Raw genomic sequence first — 18,331 nt, 5'->3', positions numbered from 1 at the left:
GCGGCGGTCCGCATCGGTGGCTGCCTTGCTCCTCGGCACGCGCTCCGCGTGCGGGACGGGGCTTCCGGCGCGAAGGTCGAGTGAGGAAGCAGTGCCTGCCGGGCGGCAGCCTGCCCGTTTCATCCCGGAGGCGATGCCGTGAGCCCGAACCGCGACGCGACAGGGCTGACGTCGCACGCGCCGCAGAGCGAGAGCGACCTGCTCCCGCGGTGGACCCGGTTCGCGCCCTTGGTACTGGTGGTGCTCGGGCTGGCGGTCGACCTGCCCACGCCGGGAGCGTACAGCGGGGACGTGTTCCTGATCCTCAGCTCCATGATCGCGGCCTGCGTGTACTCGCTGCGGGCCGTGGTCTGGGTGGCCGCCCTCAACAGTGTGGCGGGCCTGGTCTTCCTCCTCGTGAGACATCTGCCCTCGGACGGCGAGCACGCGGTGGTCGACTACGTCGCCCTCGTGATCCTCGCGTGGGCGACAGTGCCCCTGTGCAGGCTGCGGCTGTTCCTGCGGGACGAGCTCCTGGGGGCCCAACGGGTGGCGGAGAGCGCCCAGCGTGCCGTTCTCCCGCCCGTACGGGCCTGGTGGGGGAACACCTGGGTCGCGGTCCGCTACGAAGCCGCGTCCGCGGCGGCCTCGGTCGGGGGTGACCTGTACGCGGCGGAGCACACCTCGTTCGGCGTACGCCTGCTCATCGGTGATGTGCGCGGCAAGGGGCTGAACTCCATTCCCAGCGTGGCCGCCCTGGTGGGCAGCTTCCACGAGGCCGCCCACCACACCCCGACCCTGCCCGAGCTGGCCCGCCATCTCGACGAGGCGGTGACCCGTCACATCAGGGAGGCCGCCGCGGTCGGCGGTGGGGGCGGCGTGAGCAGTGAGCACTTCATCACCGCCGCCATCGCGCAAATCCCTGACGACGGTGCGGAGGTACGTCTCATCAGCCGCGGACACTGCCCGGCCTTCCTGGTGAACGAGACCGCCCTGGGCGTCTGGGAGCCCGAGCATCCGGGACTGCCCCTGGGGCTCGGTGAATTCGACACGGGCCCGTGGGCCGACGAGTCGCGTCCCTTCGGCCCGGGGAGTCTGCTCCTGCTGTGCACGGACGGGCTCCTGGAGGCCCGTGACGCCGGCGGACGTTTCTACACACCGGACGAGGACCTGCGGGGGGCGTGGCGTCACGGGCCGCCGGCCGTCGTGGACAAGCTCGCCCAAGCGGTCCACGCCCATACGGACGGTGTCCTGACCGACGATCTGGCCCTGGTCGCCGTCACCCGCGCGGAGCATGCCCCGCCATGGGGCGGAGCGGAACCGGCGCCGCCGTGAGGTGCCGAGAGCCCGGCCGGCAGGCGTTCCGGCCGGCCTTCCGTCAGCGCAGCGTCGCGTAGACGACGAGGTTGTCCACGGGGTGGCCGTCGGCGTCGAAGGCCCCGTCGCACGTGATCAGCCGGAGCACGCGCTCGTCGGTGGCTCCGTAGACCTTCTCGGTGGGGAAGGCGTTCTTACGGACGGTCTCCTTGCCGGTGACCGTGAAGTGGGCCGCCTTCCCTCCCCCGGCGGAGACGGCGATGTCGGCTCCCTCGGCGATGGTGTGCAGGTCGTGGAAGACGGCCTTGCCGAACCGGGTGTCGTTGTGGCCGATGAGCACGGCGGCACCGGGCTCGCCCGGTACGGCTCCGCCCGCGTACCAGCCGGCCGTCATGCCCTCGTCGGCAGGCGGGACCTCCACCGTGCCGTCCTCGTTGAGTCCCAGCCGCAGCAGCGAGCTGTCTATCCCGAGCGACGGGACGGTCAGCCGCGTCGGTGCGGGCGCCTTGGGGACTTCCGGGGAGGGGGACGTGTCCGAGGCCGTCCCGGCCGCGGCCGTCGGCGCGGGCGCGTCGGCCGCGCCGCAACCGGTGACGGTGGCGAGCAGCAGGCAGGCCGCCGCCGCGGACACGGCTGTCCGCCAGGACGAGTTCGATGTAAGGGGCATGAGCACTCCGGTGCGGGGTCGAACGAATGCGGGAGGGGGAACGGCGGGTGGCGCCGCACCCCGGGCGGGGTGCGGCGCCACCGTGCGGGATCAGCCGTTGCGCTGTGCGGCGGACCGGCGGCGCAGCACGAGGACGCCGCCGCCCGCGAGCAGGGCCGCGCCGGCCGCGGAGCCGTACAGCGCGGTGGCGCCGGAGCCCTCGGCCGGACGCTCGCCGGCGTCGACACCGCCCCGCGGCACCGTGCCGGCCGGCACTGACTCGGCGGGGACCGGGGTCGCCACCTCGGTGGGCTCGGCGGGTGCCGGGGTGGGGGTGGCGCTCTCGGCGGGCTGCGCGGTTCCGGGCGCGGGGGTGGGGCTCTCGGTGCGCTCGGCGGGTACCGGTGTGGGCGAGTCGTCGGCGGCGGCCACGGAGGACGGCAGCAGGACCGCGCCGAGGCCGACGGCGGCGAGGACCGCGGTGCGCAGGGTGTGACGAAGGGACATGAAGAACTCCGATTCCGGCCCGGCGTTGGTGGTGCCCCCCGCGCGGATGCGCGTCGGGCGCCGGGCATGTCCTCAGACTGGAGCGAAGTTGTGAGGAAGCTGTCAGACCGCCGTGTTCATCGGATCAGGGCCCGCCGCCGGCAGGCGCAGGGTGAACACCGACCCCCGACCCACCGTGCTGACGACACCGGTCGTCCCGCCGTGGGCCTCGACGAGCTTGCGGACGATCGCCAGCCCCAGGCCGCTGCCCCCTGTGCGGCGGCTGCGTGACTTCTCCGCGCGCCAGAACCGGTCGAAGACGTACGGCAGGTCCTCGGGGGCTATTCCGCTTCCGGTGTCGGCGACCTCCAGCACCAGCTCGCCGTCCGCTCCCCCGGAGCCGGCCGCGTAGGCCCGCAGCGTCACCCGCCCGCCTTTCGGGGTGTGGCGTACGGCGTTGGAGACGAGGTTGCCGATCGCCTGCCGCAACCGGACGGGGTCTGCGGTGAGTTCGGGGGCGGGCTCGTCCCTGTCCGCGACGGTCACGGTGAGGCCGACCCCGGCGGCGTCGGCCTGCGCCTGATGGGCCGCCACGGCATGGGCGAGCAGTTCCTCGATCCGTACGGGCTCGGGGTGCAGACGCAGGGCGCCGGCATCGGCCGCCGACAGGTCCTGGAGGTCGTCGATGATGTGCTGCAACTGCACCGCCTCCTCCAGGAGCGAGGAGACGAACACCGCGTCCACATCGGCGATGCCGTCCTGGGCGCCCTCCAGCCACCCCCGGATGTTGGACAGCGGGGTGCGCAGCTCGTGCGCGACATCGCTGACCATCACCTTGCGCTGCTCCTCCAGCCGGGCGCGGTGCACCGACATGTCGTTGAAGGCGGCGGCCAGTCGGCCGATCTCGTTGTCCGCGGCGACCACCACATGGGACGGTTCCTCACCGTCCCGCATGCGCTGGGCCGCTCCCGTGAGGGCGTGCAGCGGGCGCACGAGCCGGGCTCCGGCGAGGATCGAGGCGCCGACGGTGAGGGCCAGGACGAGCGCCGCGACCCCGATGATCTTCGCCGTGTTGGCGGAGGAGAGCGCGAAGCCGGGCACCGCGCCGCCGCGCGGGTCGCTGATGAACAGCAGCGCGGGTGAGGCGACGTACGAACTGAGCTGTTCCTGGCGGGCGATGCCGACGCAGGAGGCGATGTCCCGGTCGTTCTCGCTGTCGAGCGGCTCGGGGGTCGCGAGCTCCGTGGGCAGGGCCTCCCGCGGGACGCTGATGCTGGGCACCGGCGTCGGCACGGGCGCGGCGGTCGCGGCGCCGGGCAGCTCGCCGGTCCTCCACGAGAGGTCGAGATCGAGCCGTACGGCCTCACGGCCCTGCCGGTCCAGGCACGCGTTGACGAGGTCGTTGAGGGCGGTGAGCGCCTTCGTCTCCGTCCCGGTGGGGCTGTCCAGGGCATCCGTCGAGCACTCGCTGCCGCGCATACGGTCGGGATCGTTGCCCACGACCTGGATACGGGGGCGCCCGCTCGGCCCCTCGACGACGTCCGAGGCGATCCCCGACCTGCTGAGGCACCGCACCGTCTCGTCCGCGCTGCGCCTCAGCGACGTACGTTCGGCCGCGGGCAGCCTGAACGGGCCGACGGCCCGCGGGTCGACCCGGTCGTTGCCTGAGCGCTGCTCCCCGTCCGTGCCAGGCGCCGCGACCGTCACGGATCCTGCCCCCGCCTCCGTCTCGGTGGTGGCGTCCACCGAAAGGGGGTCCACGACCGCCGACGCCTGGGGCGGCAGAGCGGGCGGGGGCGGGGAGGAGGACACGGAGTCCGCGAGGATCTGGCGGCTCTGGGTCGTCAGCGTGATCCTCCGGTCGGAGACGTCGGCGAGCTCGCGCACCGTGGCGTCCACCCCGTCCCAGGAGGGGTGTTCGGCCGCGTAGGCGAGCAGGGCGTCGAGGACGCGGGTGTCGGCGGCAAGGTTGCGGCCCTGCTCCTGCTCGATCGCGCCGGAGGTGGTCTGTACGGCCAGCCACGCGGTCGCGGCGACCGAACAGGCGGCGACGAGCGCCGACGCCGCCAGCAGCCGGCCGAGGAGGCTCTTGCGCAGCGGGAGCCTCAGGCGAGGCCCGCCGCGCTCAGCGCGCCGAGGCACGCGGGGCGCCCTTCAGCGGGTCCATGAGTTTGTAGCCGACTCCGAAGACGGTGAGCAGCCGGACCGGGCGCCGGGGTGCGCGCTCGATCTTCTTGCGGAGGTTCATGATGTGCACATCGACGGTGCGGCTGCTGATGTACCGGTCGAACCCGTGGAGTTCGGCGAGCAGCTGCTCCCGGGTGAAGACCCGTTCGGGCTCGGCGGCCATCGCGGAGAGGAGCCGGAACTCCCCCGGTGTGCACTCGACTCCGACGCCGTCGACCGCCACCTCGTGGCGCACGGGATCCACGGCGAGCGATCCCACCCGCAGTATGTGGCCGTCCTCGCGTCCTGTGTCCCGCCGGGTGCGCCGCAGGAGCGTGCGCACCCGTGCCATGAGCTCGCGCGGACTGTAGGGCTTGGTCATGTAGTCGTCCGCCCCCAGGTCAAGACCGAGCAGCAGATCGTCCTCGGTCGCCCGTGCGGTCAGCATGAGGACCGCCAACTCCCGTTCCTCGGCGCGCAGTATGCGGACCACGTCGAGCCCGTCCGCCCGCGGCATCATCACGTCGAGCACGAGCAGGTCCGGCGTACCCTGCCGTGCCTGTTCGAGCGCGGAGAGGCCGTCGGACACCACCGTGACCGCGTGGCCTTCGCGTTCGAGGTAACGGCGGACCAGCTCGGCCTGTTTCGCGTCGTCTTCAGCGACTATGACGTTTGCGCACACGCGGACGATCGTAGAGGAGGCGGGTCAGGGGCCCGCACACGCGAGGCGGCGGTCAGCAGACGCCGTCGCCCGGCTTGGGGTTGCCCAGGCCGAACAGGGGGCGCAGCTTGAGCCCGATCCAGGTGCCCAGCAGTGCGACCGCTCCCCACAGCCAGCCGCTGAGGCTGCCGGAGGCGACGCCCGCCAGGTAGGCGCCGATGTTGCAGCCCCCGGCCAGTCGTGCGCCTATGCCCATCAGCACCCCGCCGAGCACCGACGCGACGGCCGTGCGCCACGGGATGCCACGGTGCAGGGCCCAGGTGCCACCGAGTGCGGCGGCCACCGCGGCGCCGATCATGATGCCGATGTCGGTGAGGCTGGTCTTGTCGGCCAGGACGGGGCCCGCCAGCATCTCCTTGTTGCCGGCCTGCTGCCACCAGGTCCAGTTCTCCGGGTGGCCGCCGAGGGCACCCACCAGCTCCGAGCCCCAGAGGCTGAACGCGCTGGTGACGCCCCAGGCGCCGCCGGACACCAGCAGCACGCCGGCGCCGAGCACGGCCAGCACCAGGGCACCGGCGGCCAGCGGCCAGGAGCCGCGGAAGGCCCGTACGAGCGCGGTGCGCGCCGAGGGCACGACACCGAGGGGCGGCGGGTTGCGCCGGGCCTGGACGCGCCGAGTGACCACGACCACGAGCAGCAGTGCGGCGATCGTCACCGCCCACGATCCGAACCAGCCGATGTGGTCGGAGAGGACGACCGGTTCCCAGGCGGGAAGGTCCTTCCACAGGTCGAACTGCCAGGCGGCGAGCGTGGCACCCCCGATGAAGCCGCCGAGGGTCAGGAGTATGGAGCTCTGCCCCGAGCCGACGGCGAACAGGGTGCCCGACGCGCAGGCGCCGCCGAGTTGCATCCCGATGGCGAAGAGCAGCGAGCCGACGACCAGACCGGTCCCGATCGGCCCTGCGGACGGTGCGGGCTGCGAGCCGAACAGGCCGGTGCTCGTACCGATGACCAGGGCGAACAGCGTGGCGGTCGTCCCGAGCAGCAGTGCGTGCGCCCGCAGCCCGGCTCCGTTGCCGACGGCGATGAGCTGCCGCCAGGCGGAGGTGAAGCCGAACCGGGAGTGGAAGAGCGCGACGCCCAGGCCGAGCCCCAGCAGGAGCAGCACGCCCGGCTTGGCGCCGTGCGTGAACCAGACGTACGCGGTGAGCGCCACGGCGAGCAGCCCTGACACGACGAGCGGGGCCCTGCGCACCGGCGGCAGGGGCGGCGCCTCCGGTCGCGGCACCGAGGTGGGCGAGGGGGCGAACAGTTCGGGCAGTGCGCGCGGCGGCGCGGCCGGCCCGGCGGGAGGCGCGGTGGTCACGAAGGGTCTCCGGAATGGTGCTCGGCGGACAGCGGTCTCGGCTGTCGGCGGCACGGCAGGCGGCCGCCGACGGGATTCAGCCGCTACAGAGGCCGTCGTCGACGCACCAGGCCGAGTGCGCGAAGAGCGCGAGGCACAGGGGCAGGGCCGATACAGACATGCGTACGAATATACGGACGGCTCTCCTCCGGATGCATGGCCGTCTCGCCATGCGGAAGGCCGGGACCACCGTCGCCCGGGGCAGCCCGCTCGCGGCCTGCCGTGACGCTCGCACCGCATGGACGCGGGAGCGCGGAGCGCCCGGGAGGCCCGCCACTGGAGGTGCGCGGTTCCCTTGCGCGGACAGCGGGCCTCCCGGCCGCACAGTGCCTCTGCCCCGCACGGGGCGAGGTCCGCTCCCCCATGACCGCTTTTTCACACAAGGGGCACACAAAAGGCGCGACGCGCGTACGGCGTTGTCCTCGTGGCCCGATCGGACCAATCCGCGGCGCGTACAGGTCCGAATTCCTCGGGGAAGTCCGGCGGGGAGGCCTCGCCGGTGCGGGGCCGGCAGGCCCGTACAGAGGGAGAGACGCACATGGGCACAGGCGGCGCGACAGTGAGCGACGTACGCGACGCACCGGAGGCCGGAGCTGTCGCACCGCACGCCCGGCCGGTGTTCGTCGACACCACCGGGAGGCGCAGCCGAACGTGGCGCCGCGCGGGGGCCGTTACGGCGCTGTGCTGCGTCTGCTATGCCACGACGGTGGCTGCCGCGCTGGTCGGAGGCGATTCCAGCGCGCCCTTTCTGCAACTGCCCAGGGCGATGGGGCTGGAGCGCGGGACGGGAGAGCCGTCGGCTCCCGCCCAGGACGAGGACCGTTCGGCCTCGGCCACCGGAACCGAACCTGTGCTCGACATACCCGGCCCGTTGACACTCGGTCCGTTGACGCCCGGTCCGGCACAACCGTCGGCTGCCGCCCGGGCCCCCGTTCCGCTGCCCGTCGAGTTGTCCCCCGGCCTCACGCACCCGCCCACCGCCTCTCCCTCCGCGTCCCGGACCACCGGTCCCGCCCCCGAGCCGACCACGCAGAACGGCGAAGAAGGTGCAGACGGCGGGGAATCGGCGCCCGGGCCCGTGACCGAGCCCTCCGCACCCGTCGAGGAACCGGAACCGGAGGCCAAGGAAACCACCGCGCCCGGCGGGCCGCTCGGCGACCTGCTGGGAGGAGTGCTCGGAGGTCTTCTGGGAGGGGCCTGACGGCCTGGGCCGTGCACAGGGGACAGGCCCGAACAGGTCGAGGTGTAGGTCAAAATCGGTGGAACGGCCGGAGCGTGTGTCCGTACCGACGCAGCACTACGACGCCCCGGGCAACCAGATGATCGACATCGAGCAGCCCGTCGTCCGGCGCATCCTGGACGGCCTGCCCGTCGGCACGGCGCTGGACGCGGCCTGCGGCACCGGCCGTCACACCGCCTATCTGCGGGAACTCGGCCACGAGGTGATCGGTGTCGATGCCTCGCCTGACATGCTCGCCCAGGCCCGCAAGCGCCTGCCGGATGTCGACTTCCACGAGGCCGACCTGCACCGGCTGCCGCTTCCCGACCGCTCGGTCGACACCGTGGTCTGCGCGCTCGCCCTGACGCACGTGCCCGATCTGGTCCCCGTATTGGCGGAGTTCGCGCGTGTCCTGCGCCCCGGCGGGAGCCTCGTGGTCTCGGACGCACACCTGCTGGCGTCCTACCTCCGGCCGGCCCTGGCCCGCCGTCCCGGACCGGACGGCCGCCCGTCCCTCCTTGCCGAGTACCACCGCCCGCTCAGCGCCTACCTCGCCGCAGCCCTTCCCCTGGGCTTCCAGGTCCGGCAGTGCGAGGAACCCCGCCGCCCGCCCCGCTCCCTCGCTCCCGACACCGCCCCGGACCCGCTACCGGCCGATATGTCCTGGGAGTTATTGCACTGGTGCCCGGAAGCGTCGGCCGCGGCCCTGGACGATTCCCCGGTCGCGGTCATCTGGCACTTCCAGCTCGACGGCGTACGGAACGGCTGAGCGACCGGAGCAGGTCAGCCGGGACAGCGCCCGGCCTCCGCCGGGTCAGGGCTGAGGGTGGCCGGGCGGCGCCGCCTCCTCGGCGTCGGGGACGGCCAGCAGATGCTCGGCGCCGCCTTCGAGCTGCCGGGCCAGGTCGGCCGAGCGCGGGAGCATCGTCTCCTCATAGCCGCGCACCGCGTCGCCGACGGTGGACGCGCCGACGAGTGCGAGCGCCAGTTCGCAGGCGTCGAGCATGGCGAGGTTGACGCCGACGCCGAGCGGCGGCATGAGGTGCGCGGCGTCCCCAAGGAGCGTCACGCCGGGCGTGCGCTCCCAGGTGTGCGGAACCGGCAGGGCGAACAGCGGGCGGTCGACATAGGGGCCGTCGTTGTCGGTGATCATGCGGAGCATCTGCGGTGACCAGCCCGCGTAGGCCTCCAGCAAAAGTGCGCGGATGTCTTCGGTGTCCCCGGGGCGGAGCCCGTTCGCCGCGATCCAGTCCACCGGGACGCGCTGCATGAGGTAGACGCGCATGTGGCCGCCGCTGTTGCGCTGCGCGAAGAGGCCCTGCTCGCCGTCGGCGGCATGGGCGCTGCCCTTTCCGACCAGTGCGGAGAGCTCGGGGTGCGCGGTCTCCATGTCGTCGAACCATGCCTCCAGGAAGCTGACCCCGGTGTACTGCGGTGCCGCTGCCGACACCGCCGCACGGACCCGGGAGAAGGCTCCGTCCGCACCGATCACGAGGTCCGTCTCCACGGCCGTCCCGTCGGTGAACGTCAGGGTGCGCGGCCCGTCGGCCGGTCCGCTCACCGATGCGAGAGCGCGTCCCCAGCGGACGGTCCCCGGCGCGAGTGAGCCCACCAGGAGATCGCGGAGCTGTCCGCGGTCGATCTCGGGGGCGGCCGTCTCGCCCTCGCCCGGCAGGTGGTGGGCGAGGACGCGCCCCGCCGGGTCCAAGCTGCGCATCTCCTGCCCGTCGAACCGGGCGAGCGAGAAGAACTCCTCCAGCAGGCCCGCCTCGCGGAGCGCGAGCTGGCCGTCCTCCTCGTGGAGGTCGAGGGAGCCTCCCTGGTTCCGGGAGCCGGAATCCGTATCCCGGTCGTACACCGTCACCGCGATGCCGTGCCGCTGGAGGATGCGGGCGCAGGTGAGGCCTCCGGGGCCGGCTCCGATGATGCTGATCCGCGCGTTCGGCGGCGTCGGAGAGTTCATGGTGGATCCCTTCGTCGGTGGGGTCCCGGGCGCCGGGGCACGGCGATGACCGGGTGCCGCGACCAGGACGGGCGGCAACCCCTGCGGAACCACCAAAGCAGAAACGAGTCAATAAGTGCAACCGTTCAAGTTTCTGCTTCATTCCAGTCATGGGGTACGGTGACGTCATGCCCGAATCCCCGACCGTCGGCCGCCGTGAGCGCAAGAAGGCCGCGACGAGACAGGCCATCGCCGACGCCGCCCTGGAGCTCTTCCTCGAACACGGTTTCGAACGCGTGAGCGTCCGCGATGTCGCCGAGAGAGCCGACGTATCGACGACCACCCTCTTCGCGCACTTCCCGAGCAAGGAGGCGCTGGTCTTCGACCGTGACGCGGACGTGGAGGCAGAGCTCGGCGCCGCCGTGCGGGACCGGCCCGAGGGCCGAGGTGTGATCGAGGCGCTCCGCGCCCACGCGCTGGCGTCCTGGGTGCCGCTGGCCGCCGATCCCCGCCGGGACCGGTTCACGGCGCTGGTGAACGGGACGCCCGCACTGCGTGAGTACGGGGAACGCATGTGGATGCGGCACGCGGGCGCGCTCAGCTCCGCGATCGCGGAGGAGCTCGGCCGGGACCAGGACGACCTCGCGTGCGCGGCGCTCGCACGGTTCGTCCTGGAGGTCCCGACCCTGGCCAAGGGCCGGCACGATCCCCGCGCGACGGTGGAGACGGTGTTCGACCTGCTGGTCCACGGCTGGGAGTCACAGCTCGGTCCCGAGGGGGACTGACCCCTCGCACGGAACGGGCCCCGGCAGTCATGACTGCCGGGGCCCGTTCCGTGTGCCCGGCCCCGTACGGGACCGCGGCGGGGGGTGTCTTCGGACGGGAGACCTCAGATGGTCGCGGCGTCGATCACGAACCTGTACCGCACATCGCTGCTCAGCACACGCTCGTACGCCTCGTTGATCTCGGACGCGCCGATCAGCTCGATCTCCGCGCCGAATCCGTGCTCGGCACAGAAGTCCAGCATCTCCTGGGTCTCCTGGATACCGCCGATACCGGAGCCCGAGAGCGACTTCCGGCCACCGATCAGCGAGAAGAGGTTGACGGATATGGGCTCCTCCGGGGCGCCGACGTTCACCAGCGCACCGTCCGTCCTGAGGAGCGAGAGGTACGCACCGAAGTCCAGCGGCGCGGACACGGTGGACAGGATGATGTCGAAGGTGCCGCGCAGTTCCTCGAAGGTCTTCGGGTCGCTGGTGGCGTAGTAGTGGTCGGCGCCGAGCTTCAGCCCGTCGTCCTGCTTGCGCAGGGACTGCGAGAGGACGGTCACCTCCGCACCGAGCGCGTGCGCGATCTTGACGCCCATGTGCCCGAGCCCGCCCATGCCGAGGACGGCGACCTTCTTGCCGGGGCCCGCGTTCCAGTGCTTCAGCGGTGAGTACGTGGTGATGCCGGCGCAGAGCAGCGGCGCCGCCTCGTCCAGCGACAGGCCGTCGGGGATGCGGAGGGTGTAGTTCTCGTCCACGACGATGTGCGTGGAGTAGCCGCCGTAGGTGGGGTCGCCGTTCTTGTCCAGGGCGTTGTACGTGCCGATGTTGCCCTTGGCGCAGTACTGCTCCAGGCCGGCCTTGCAGTTGTCGCACTCACGGCAGGAGTCCACCATGCAGCCGACTCCCACGCGGTCACCCACGGCGAACCTGGTGACACCGGAGCCGGTTTCGGTGACGATGCCGGCGATCTCGTGACCGGGCACCATCGGGAAGATGCCCTCACCCCAGCCGTCGCGGGCCTGGTGGATGTCCGAGTGGCAGATGCCGGCGAACTTGATGTCGATCAGGACGTCGAACTCCCCGACCGCGCGTCGCTCGACGGTGGTGCGCTCGAGCGGAGCCTTTGCGGAAGGGGCGGCGTACGCAGCGACAGTGGTCATGCGGAATTCTCCTAAGGAGTGGATCTGCGCCCGGCAGCTTTCGGTCCGGGCACGCCGACCAGCCTCCCCCATCCCACCGTGTTCACCCAGGCCACGGCTCTGCCTACGTCCAGTGGTCCTACTACTGACGGGGTCAGGATGGTGTGCGTACGACCATGGATACTGGAACCCATGGAGGAGCAGCCCGTACCCGAGCGGCGGCCCGCCGGTGACCCAGGTCCCGGTGGTGGCGCGGGGCACGCCCTCGACCGCCGTGCCGAGCTCAGCGAGTTCCTGCGCAGCCGGCGTGCCCGGCTCAAGCCGGAGGATGTGGGTCTGCCCGACTTCGGTCGGCACCGCCGGGTCCCGGGGCTGCGCCGCGAGGAGCTGGCCCAGCTGGCCGGAGTGTCCGTGGCGTACTACACACGTCTCGAACAGGGCAACGGTCAGAACGTCTCCGGAGAGGTGCTGGGCGCGATCGCGTCCGCGCTGCGGCTGACCAACGCCGAGCAGGCGCACCTCACCCACCTCGCGAGGCCGAAGCAGCACAGGAGGAAGCCGTCGGCGCGGCAGCAGCGGGTGCGCGGGACCCTCGGTCAGCTGCTCGACACGATGGACGGCGTTCCCGCCTACGTCATCGGCCGGCGTTCGGAGATCCTGGCCTGGAACCGGATGGCCGCGGCGGTCTTCGGTGACTGGTCGTTGCTGCCGCCCCAGGAGCGGAACTGGGCGCGGCTGACGTTCCTGAAGCCGGAGTACCGCGAGCTGTTCGTGGAGTGGGACCAGAAGGCGTCGGACATCGTGAGCTACCTGCGGATGGACGCGGGCTGCCACCCCGACGACCCTCGTCTCTCCGCGCTCGTCGGTGAGCTGTCGGTGAAGAGCGAGGAGTTCAGGCGGCTGTGGGCCAGGCACGACGTCAAGGAGAAGAGCCATGGCGTCAAGCGGCTGCACCATCCGCTGGTGGGTGAGCTGACCCTCCGCTTCGAGACGTTCGCTCTGCCCGACGACGCGGAACAGTCGGTGATCGCATACCACCCGGAGCCGGGCTCGGCCTCCGCCGACGCGCTGCGCCTGCTCGCGAGCTGGGGCGCGGACGCCACGCGGGCCGGCACCTCCGTTCCGGAAAGCCCGTAGAGCCAGACCTTTCCCCGAGGTCGATCATCGGCCGTGTACCGCCCGGGACCAGCCTGTACGCTGCGGGGATGCAGTCGTCCGCCTCTTCCTCCTCCGCGTGGTCCGGCCAACCCGCGGCCCCCGAACGGCGTGGGCTCCTGACGGAACGGATCGCGCGGGAACTCGAGCACGACATCCGGTCCGGCGCCATCTCCGTCGGGACCAAGCTCCCTTCGGAGCGTGAGCTCGCGGCCCAGTTCGGCGCCAGCAGGAACGTCGTACGCGAGGTGCTGCGGCGGCTGGAGGCGCAGCACCTGATCGAGGTCGCACCGGGGCGCGGTTCCTTCGTGCGTGAGCAGAGTTCGGGGCAGGCCAGGGGGTACGACGCGTTGTACCGGGCCGGCCGCCCCACCGTCCGGCAGCTGATCGAAGCCCGGCTTCCGCTCGAGGTCGAGACGGTGCGGCTGGCGACCGAGCGCGCGACGGACGAGGACATCGAGGCGTTGAGGTCCGCCCGGGACGCGCTCGAATCGGCGAGCGACGTGGTCGTCAAGGCCAGGGCGGACATGGCCTTTCACGACGCGGTCGCCGAGGCGAGCAAGAACCCGGTTCTGAGGATCATGCTCTCGTCGATCAGCGGGATGATGTTCGAGATGATGCTCCGCTCCAACTCCGACCCGTCGATCGGCGAGCCCGGGGTTCCGCACCACCCCGAGATCTTCGAGGCGATCGAGGCCCGTGACGTGGACCTGGCCGGTGAACGGATGCGGGAGCACCTGATGCTCGGTCTGCGCACGTACGGGAAGGATCTGGACATCCAGGTCGACGTCATGGCGCGTAACCACATCGAGGCCCTGTTGGACGGAACCGGGAACCGGTACGGCGCGGTCCGGTAAGGACCACTGCCCGCACGCACGGTGAATCCGGCCCGTGAAAGGGCTGTTCGGGACGCCTCTCCCCTGCTAACGTCCGTCTCTGGTCGAACTGGTCCTACCAGTTGGGCCAGACGAACGGACGCTCCCCGCAGGCGGCACGCCCCAGGGTGAGCAGGACGCACGACAGCGCAGAGAGACGAGGACGACGATGTCCACGAGCAGCCAGCTCCTCAGCCGGCGCTCCTTCGGCAGGCTGGCGGCGGGAGTCGCGGGAGCCGCCGGGTTGGGGGCGCTCGGCGCGTGTACGACCGGGGGCGGACGGCCCTCCGGCGACACCCCGTTGCGGATCATGGCGATCAACCATGTGTGGTCCCAGGCGATCCGGCGCCGTACAAAGGAGTTCGAGGAGCGCATCGGGCGGCGGGTCTCCATGACCCTGCTCACCGCGGACCAACTGGCGAGCAGCTACAACGTGAAGCTCAACGCCTCGGGCACCGACGTGGACGTCATGATGGTCCGCGCGCTCCAGGAGCAGCTGCTCTTCGCCCACAACGGCTGGCTGGCCGACCTGAGCGACCGCGTCGCCCAGGACGAGGACTTCGCCTGGCAGGACTTCCAGAAGGCCCCGCGCGAGGCCTCCGTGACGGCGGGCCAGGTGCTGAGCGTCCCCGTGGTGACCGAGCGTCCGGCGCTGTACTACCGCAAGGACCTCACGGAGGACCTCGGCGGACCGCCGGGCACCCTGGAGGAGCTGATGGCGGCCGCCCAGGAGCTCACCGACAAGAAGAAGGGCTTCTACGGGTTCGTCGGCCGGGGCCAGCGCAGCGGCGCCGTGTCCCAGTGGTCGAGCTTCCTGTACTCCCACGGCGGGGACTTCGTCGTGCGGGGCAGGTCCGGCATCGGCACTCCGGAGGCGCTCGCCGCGTACGAGTACTACGGCGGGCTCCTGGCGAGGACGGGCCCGCCCGGGGCCACCAACATGAGCCTGGAACAGGCCATGCCGATCTTCGCGCAGGGCAAGGCCGCCTTCTACATCGACGCCGACGCGATCTACAGCAGCTTCCTCGACCCGAAGGTGTCGACCGTCCGCGAGACCGTGGGCTTCGCGCCCTTCCCCGCCGGACCGGCGGGCGCCCGGCCGCACAACATCCCGTCCTGGAGCCTCGGCATCAGCAGGTTCTCCCTGCTGCGTGACGACGCCTGGGAGTTCATCAAGTGGGCCGCGGGTGCGGAGATGACCGCCGCCCTCCAGAAGGACGGCATCCCCGGCGCCCGTAGCTCGGTGTGGTCCGACCCGAAGTCCCTGGCCTCCTTCCCGCCCGATCTCGCCGAGGCCATGCGGCTCAACGCGGAGCGGGGCCTGGGCTACGACCGGCCCCGGGTCCTGCAGGTCGGCCGGGCCCGGGACATCGTCGGGCGGCCCCTGGTCGCGGGCATCCTCGGCAACGACGTACGGCCGGTGGCTCGTGACGCCGACGCGGAGTTCGCCGATTTCCTCGTCCGCGACAACCGCCACAAGGAGTCCTGATGTCCACCACCGAGGTCTCCCCCGCCCGCGCGGCAGCCGCGCCGGGCACGGGACCGGCCCCCGCGCGCCGTCCCCGCACCTTCGAACAGGCCAACCGGCGGCTGAAGTGGACGATGCTCGCCCCGGCGCTGCTGTTCGTGGGCCTGATGATCGTCTTTCCGCTGGTGTACACCGTCAACCTCAGCCTGACCGACGCCTTCGGCGCGGTGAACGCGGACAAGGCCCATGTCGGACTGCAGAACTTCGCCGACGCCCTCGTCGACACCCGCAGGTTCTGGCCCGCCGCCCGGCGCACGCTGGTCTTCACGGTCGGGGCGGTGGTCCTGGAGACGGTGCTCGGGCTCGCCCTCGCGATGCTGATGCGCAAGCCGTTCCGGGGCATGCGGTGGGTGCGTACGGTCCTGATCATCCCGTTGCTGACCACTCCGGTGGCGATCGGCATCCTCTGGCTGCTGATCCTCGACCCCACCAACGGCATAGCCAACCACCTGCTCGCCGGAGTCGGCCTGCCCCGGCAGGAGTTCCTCGGCTCGGTCAGCCAGTCGCTGCCGACCCTGATGCTCATCGACGTATGGCAGTGGACGCCCATGATGACGCTGCTGCTGCTCGCCGGGCTGACCACGCTGCCCGAGGAGCCCGAGGAGGCGGCCCGGGTCGACGGGGCGAACGGCTGGCAGCGGTTCCGGCACATCGTGCTCCCCATGCTCGGACCGACGCTCGCCACCGCCCTGGTGCTGCGCGCCGTGGACGCCCTCAAGACCTTCGACATCCTGTACGCCACCAAGGGTGCGGGCGGCGGCTCGGACTTCGAGGTCGAGACCCTGAACGTCTACGCCTACGGGCTGACCTTCGACTACCAGGAGTACGGCCTGGCCGCCGCCGTCCTGGTCCTGTTCACGCTCTTCATCATCGGCGTCGTGGTGCTGCTGCGCCGCCGGGGCGGAAGGAAGACCACATGAGTGCCACCGTCGCCCCTGTCCCCGTACCCGCGCACCTGCGCCGGCGCGCCGTCCGGTCGTGGCTGCGCGGTATCGCCATCGCGGTCGTGACGCTCGTCTTCGCGCTGCCCCTGGTGTGGATGTTCGCCGCCGCCTTCAAGACCAACGTCCAGGTGACCGACCCGTCCGTGGGGCTGTGGTTCAGCCCCACCCTCGAGAACTTCCGCAGCATCGTCGAGGCCGGGCAGATCGTGCGGTCCATGGGCAACTCCCTGCTGGTCGGGGTGGTCTCGACCGTGCTCTCCGCCGTCATCGCGGTGCCCGCGGCCTGGGCGGTCGGACGGTTCAACATGCACCGCACGGGATCGCTGATCCTGGTCGCGCGCATCGTGCCGGCGATCTCCCTGCTCGTCCCCTGGTACTACCTGTTCGCGCAGATGGGCCTCGTCGGCTCGTACACCGTGCTGATCCTCAGCCAGATGTTCGTCTCGGTCCCGCTCATCATGTGGATCATGATCAGCTTCTTCGCCGGCCTGCCGGTCGAACTGGAGGAGGCCGCGCGCACCGACGGGCTGAGCGCCTTCGGAGCCTTCTGGCGCATCGCCCTGCCCCTGGCGGCCCCCGGGACGGCGACCGCGTCGCTGCTCGCCTTCGTCTTCAGCTGGAACAACTTCATGTTCGCGCTGATCTTCGCCGACGACCGGACCCAGACGGTGCCGGTGACCCTCTTCAACTTCATCTCGTACGCGAGCACCGACTGGGGCGGCCTGATGGCCGCGGCGACGCTCATCACCGTCCCCGTCGTCCTCGCCGCCGTCCTCGGACAGAAGTACCTGGTGGCCGGTCTGACCTCCGGCGCCACCAAGGGCTGAACGACCCTCACCACCGCATTCGGAAGAAAGTACCCCCATGAAAATTGTCGACGCGAAGGTCCTCGTCACCAGCCCCGGCCGGAACTTCGTCACCCTCAAGCTGACGACCGACGAGGGACTCACCGGCCTCGGTGACGCCACGCTCAACGGCCGGGAGCTGGCCGTGGTCAGCTACCTCCAGGACCATGTGGCGCCCCTCCTCATCGGTCTCGACCCGCACCGCGTCGAGGACACCTGGCAGTCGCTGTACCGGGGTGCCTACTGGCGGCGCGGGCCGGTGACGATGGCCGCGATCGCCGCCGTCGACGTCGCGCTGTGGGACATCAAGGCGAAGGCCGCGGACCTGCCGCTCTACCAGCTCCTGGGCGGCGCGAGCCGGGACCGGGTGGGCACCTACGGCCACGCCAACGGCCGGGACATCCCCGAGCTCCTCGACTCGGTCCGCGCCCGCCTCGCCGAGGGCTACCCGGCCGTCCGCGTACAGTCCGGCATCCCCGGGCTGAAGGCGGTCTACGGTGTGTCGAGCACGGACGCGAGCGGCTCCCCGGTGCTGCACCAGCAGGCCCGGCCGCTGGTGGAGGACTGGGACACCGACGCCTATCTGCGTCACATGCCGGACGTACTGGAGGCCGTGCGCGCCGAGTTCGGCCCCGAGCTGCCCCTCCTGCACGACGCGCACCACCGCCTCACGCCCGTGCAGGCCGCCCGTCTGGGCAAGGACCTGGAGCCGTACCGCCTCTTCTGGCTGGAGGACTGCACGCCCGCCGAGAACCAGGAGGCGCTGCGGCTGGTCCGCCGCCACACGACCACACCGCTGGCCATCGGTGAGGTCTTCAACACGGTGTACGACTACCAGGCGCTGATCACCGAGCAGTTGATCGACTACGTACGCTCGGCCGTCACGCACTTCGGAGGCGTCACGCCGCTGCGCAAGCTCTTCGACTTCGCCGCCCAGTACCAGATCAAGAGCGCGATCCACGGGCCGGAGGACATCTCCCCGGTCGGCATGGCGGCCGCCGTGCACCTCGACCTCGCCGTGCACAACTTCGGCATCCAGGAGTATTCGGGCCACACCGCGCTCACCGAGGAGGTGTTCACCCACGCCTACACCTTCGAGAACGGTCATCTGCACCCGGGTGAGGCACCGGGCATCGGGGTCGAGCTGAACGAGGAACTGGCGGCCGCGCACCCCTACGAGGCGGCGTACCTCCCGGTCAACCGGCTGCAGGACGGGACGGTCCACGACTGGTGAGCCCATGTGCAGGGCTGTTC

At 71.5% G+C, this 18,331-nt stretch carries 17 protein-coding genes; 10 read left to right on the top strand and 7 right to left on the bottom strand.

What is annotated here, in order from left to right; translation table 11 throughout:
* Positions 1-138 precede the first annotated feature (138 nt).
* The gene (locus ACIRD8_RS28455; protein ID WP_403997487.1) at positions 139-1,314 is read left to right on the top strand and encodes a PP2C family protein-serine/threonine phosphatase; all 1,176 of its coding nucleotides are present in this window, start codon (positions 139-141) and stop codon (positions 1,312-1,314) included.
* A gap of 43 nt (positions 1,315-1,357) precedes the next feature.
* Here ACIRD8_RS28455 and ACIRD8_RS28450 read toward each other — a convergent pair whose 3' ends face one another.
* From ACIRD8_RS28450 to ACIRD8_RS28430, 5 genes are all read right to left on the bottom strand, one after another.
* Positions 1,358-1,963: a class F sortase gene (locus tag ACIRD8_RS28450; RefSeq protein WP_403997484.1), complete on the bottom strand. Its 606-nt coding sequence runs from the start codon at positions 1,961-1,963 to the stop codon at positions 1,358-1,360.
* Between the two features lie 90 nt (positions 1,964-2,053).
* Positions 2,054-2,449: a hypothetical protein gene (locus tag ACIRD8_RS28445; protein WP_403997481.1), complete on the bottom strand. Its 396-nt coding sequence runs from the start codon at positions 2,447-2,449 to the stop codon at positions 2,054-2,056.
* 102 nt (positions 2,450-2,551) lie between these two features.
* Entirely contained in the window at positions 2,552-4,570 is a 2,019-nt protein-coding gene (locus ACIRD8_RS28440; protein ID WP_403997478.1) for a sensor histidine kinase, read from the bottom strand.
* A complete protein-coding gene (locus ACIRD8_RS28435; RefSeq protein ID WP_403997475.1) occupies positions 4,554-5,276 on the bottom strand; it encodes a response regulator transcription factor in 723 nt (240 codons plus the stop codon). Before ACIRD8_RS28435 ends, ACIRD8_RS28440 begins: the two co-directional genes overlap by 17 nt.
* A 52-nt stretch (positions 5,277-5,328) precedes the next feature.
* Positions 5,329-6,621 carry a YeeE/YedE family protein gene (locus ACIRD8_RS28430; RefSeq protein ID WP_403997472.1) on the bottom strand — a complete coding sequence of 431 codons (1,293 nt, stop codon included), beginning with the start codon at positions 6,619-6,621 and terminating at the stop codon, positions 5,329-5,331.
* A gap of 577 nt (positions 6,622-7,198) precedes the next feature.
* On the opposite strand from ACIRD8_RS28430, the gene ACIRD8_RS28425 reads away from it, so the two are divergent.
* Together ACIRD8_RS28425 and ACIRD8_RS28420 are read left to right on the top strand one after the other, a co-directional pair.
* The gene (locus ACIRD8_RS28425) at positions 7,199-7,861 is read left to right on the top strand and encodes a hypothetical protein (RefSeq protein ID WP_403997469.1); all 663 of its coding nucleotides are present in this window, start codon (positions 7,199-7,201) and stop codon (positions 7,859-7,861) included.
* 76 nt (positions 7,862-7,937) lie between these two features.
* Entirely contained in the window at positions 7,938-8,648 is a 711-nt protein-coding gene (locus ACIRD8_RS28420) for a class I SAM-dependent methyltransferase (protein ID WP_403997466.1), read from the top strand.
* Between the two features lie 45 nt (positions 8,649-8,693).
* Here the strand turns inward: ACIRD8_RS28420 and ACIRD8_RS28415 are convergent, their stop codons facing one another.
* The gene (locus ACIRD8_RS28415; RefSeq protein WP_403997463.1) at positions 8,694-9,842 is read right to left on the bottom strand and encodes an FAD-dependent oxidoreductase; all 1,149 of its coding nucleotides are present in this window, start codon (positions 9,840-9,842) and stop codon (positions 8,694-8,696) included.
* Between the two features lie 167 nt (positions 9,843-10,009).
* Between ACIRD8_RS28415 and ACIRD8_RS28410 the strand changes: the two genes are divergently transcribed.
* Positions 10,010-10,606 (top strand): TetR/AcrR family transcriptional regulator, encoded by a 597-nt coding sequence (locus tag ACIRD8_RS28410; RefSeq protein ID WP_403997460.1) that lies wholly within the window; start codon positions 10,010-10,012, stop codon positions 10,604-10,606.
* Between the two features lie 104 nt (positions 10,607-10,710).
* Here the strand turns inward: ACIRD8_RS28410 and ACIRD8_RS28405 are convergent, their stop codons facing one another.
* Complete coding sequence (locus tag ACIRD8_RS28405; protein ID WP_403997457.1) at positions 10,711-11,751, bottom strand: NAD(P)-dependent alcohol dehydrogenase; 1,041 nt, start codon at positions 11,749-11,751, stop codon at positions 10,711-10,713.
* Between the two features lie 171 nt (positions 11,752-11,922).
* Between ACIRD8_RS28405 and ACIRD8_RS28400 the strand changes: the two genes are divergently transcribed.
* From ACIRD8_RS28400 to manD, 6 genes are all read left to right on the top strand, one after another.
* Complete coding sequence (locus tag ACIRD8_RS28400) at positions 11,923-12,867, top strand: helix-turn-helix domain-containing protein (RefSeq protein WP_403997454.1); 945 nt, start codon at positions 11,923-11,925, stop codon at positions 12,865-12,867.
* A 68-nt stretch (positions 12,868-12,935) separates the two neighbouring features.
* On the top strand, positions 12,936-13,742 hold the full coding sequence (locus ACIRD8_RS28395; RefSeq protein ID WP_403997451.1) for a FadR/GntR family transcriptional regulator: 807 nt from the start codon (positions 12,936-12,938) through the stop codon (positions 13,740-13,742).
* Positions 13,743-13,929: 187 nt separating this feature from the next.
* On the top strand, positions 13,930-15,249 hold the full coding sequence (locus ACIRD8_RS28390; protein WP_403997448.1) for an ABC transporter substrate-binding protein: 1,320 nt from the start codon (positions 13,930-13,932) through the stop codon (positions 15,247-15,249).
* Positions 15,249-16,208 (top strand): carbohydrate ABC transporter permease, encoded by a 960-nt coding sequence (locus ACIRD8_RS28385; protein WP_403997445.1) that lies wholly within the window; start codon positions 15,249-15,251, stop codon positions 16,206-16,208. Before ACIRD8_RS28390 ends, ACIRD8_RS28385 begins: the two co-directional genes overlap by 1 nt.
* Complete coding sequence (locus ACIRD8_RS28380) at positions 16,205-17,059, top strand: carbohydrate ABC transporter permease (RefSeq protein WP_403997442.1); 855 nt, start codon at positions 16,205-16,207, stop codon at positions 17,057-17,059. Before ACIRD8_RS28385 ends, ACIRD8_RS28380 begins: the two co-directional genes overlap by 4 nt.
* A gap of 37 nt (positions 17,060-17,096) precedes the next feature.
* The gene (gene manD, locus ACIRD8_RS28375; RefSeq protein WP_403997439.1) at positions 17,097-18,311 is read left to right on the top strand and encodes a D-mannonate dehydratase ManD; all 1,215 of its coding nucleotides are present in this window, start codon (positions 17,097-17,099) and stop codon (positions 18,309-18,311) included.
* Positions 18,312-18,331: the final 20 nt, after the last annotated feature.

Origin of the sequence: Streptomyces sp. NPDC102451 (assembly GCF_044765485.1) — a bacterium.
Lineage (GTDB): Bacteria > Actinomycetota > Actinomycetes > Streptomycetales > Streptomycetaceae > Streptomyces.
Note: the sequence above shows the minus strand (reverse complement) of the source record. Positions and strands in the feature narration are given on the sequence as shown.

Excerpts from the sequence above, each read along its gene's own strand:
- ACIRD8_RS28415 (WP_403997463.1), bottom strand. The coding sequence starts at position 9,842 with ATGAACTCTCCGACGCCGCCGAACGCGCGGATCAGCATCATCGGAGCC.
- ACIRD8_RS28380 (WP_403997442.1), top strand. The coding sequence starts at position 16,205 with ATGAGTGCCACCGTCGCCCCTGTCCCCGTACCCGCGCACCTGCGCCGG.
- manD (WP_403997439.1), top strand. The coding sequence starts at position 17,097 with ATGAAAATTGTCGACGCGAAGGTCCTCGTCACCAGCCCCGGCCGGAAC.
- ACIRD8_RS28395 (WP_403997451.1), top strand. The coding sequence starts at position 12,936 with ATGCAGTCGTCCGCCTCTTCCTCCTCCGCGTGGTCCGGCCAACCCGCG.
- ACIRD8_RS28405 (WP_403997457.1), bottom strand. The coding sequence starts at position 11,751 with ATGACCACTGTCGCTGCGTACGCCGCCCCTTCCGCAAAGGCTCCGCTC.
- ACIRD8_RS28390 (WP_403997448.1), top strand. The coding sequence starts at position 13,930 with ATGTCCACGAGCAGCCAGCTCCTCAGCCGGCGCTCCTTCGGCAGGCTG.
- ACIRD8_RS28450 (WP_403997484.1), bottom strand. The coding sequence starts at position 1,963 with ATGCCCCTTACATCGAACTCGTCCTGGCGGACAGCCGTGTCCGCGGCG.
- ACIRD8_RS28410 (WP_403997460.1), top strand. The coding sequence starts at position 10,010 with ATGCCCGAATCCCCGACCGTCGGCCGCCGTGAGCGCAAGAAGGCCGCG.
- ACIRD8_RS28385 (WP_403997445.1), top strand. The coding sequence starts at position 15,249 with ATGTCCACCACCGAGGTCTCCCCCGCCCGCGCGGCAGCCGCGCCGGGC.
- ACIRD8_RS28400 (WP_403997454.1), top strand. The coding sequence starts at position 11,923 with ATGGAGGAGCAGCCCGTACCCGAGCGGCGGCCCGCCGGTGACCCAGGT.
- ACIRD8_RS28425 (WP_403997469.1), top strand. The coding sequence starts at position 7,199 with ATGGGCACAGGCGGCGCGACAGTGAGCGACGTACGCGACGCACCGGAG.
- ACIRD8_RS28445 (WP_403997481.1), bottom strand. The coding sequence starts at position 2,449 with ATGTCCCTTCGTCACACCCTGCGCACCGCGGTCCTCGCCGCCGTCGGC.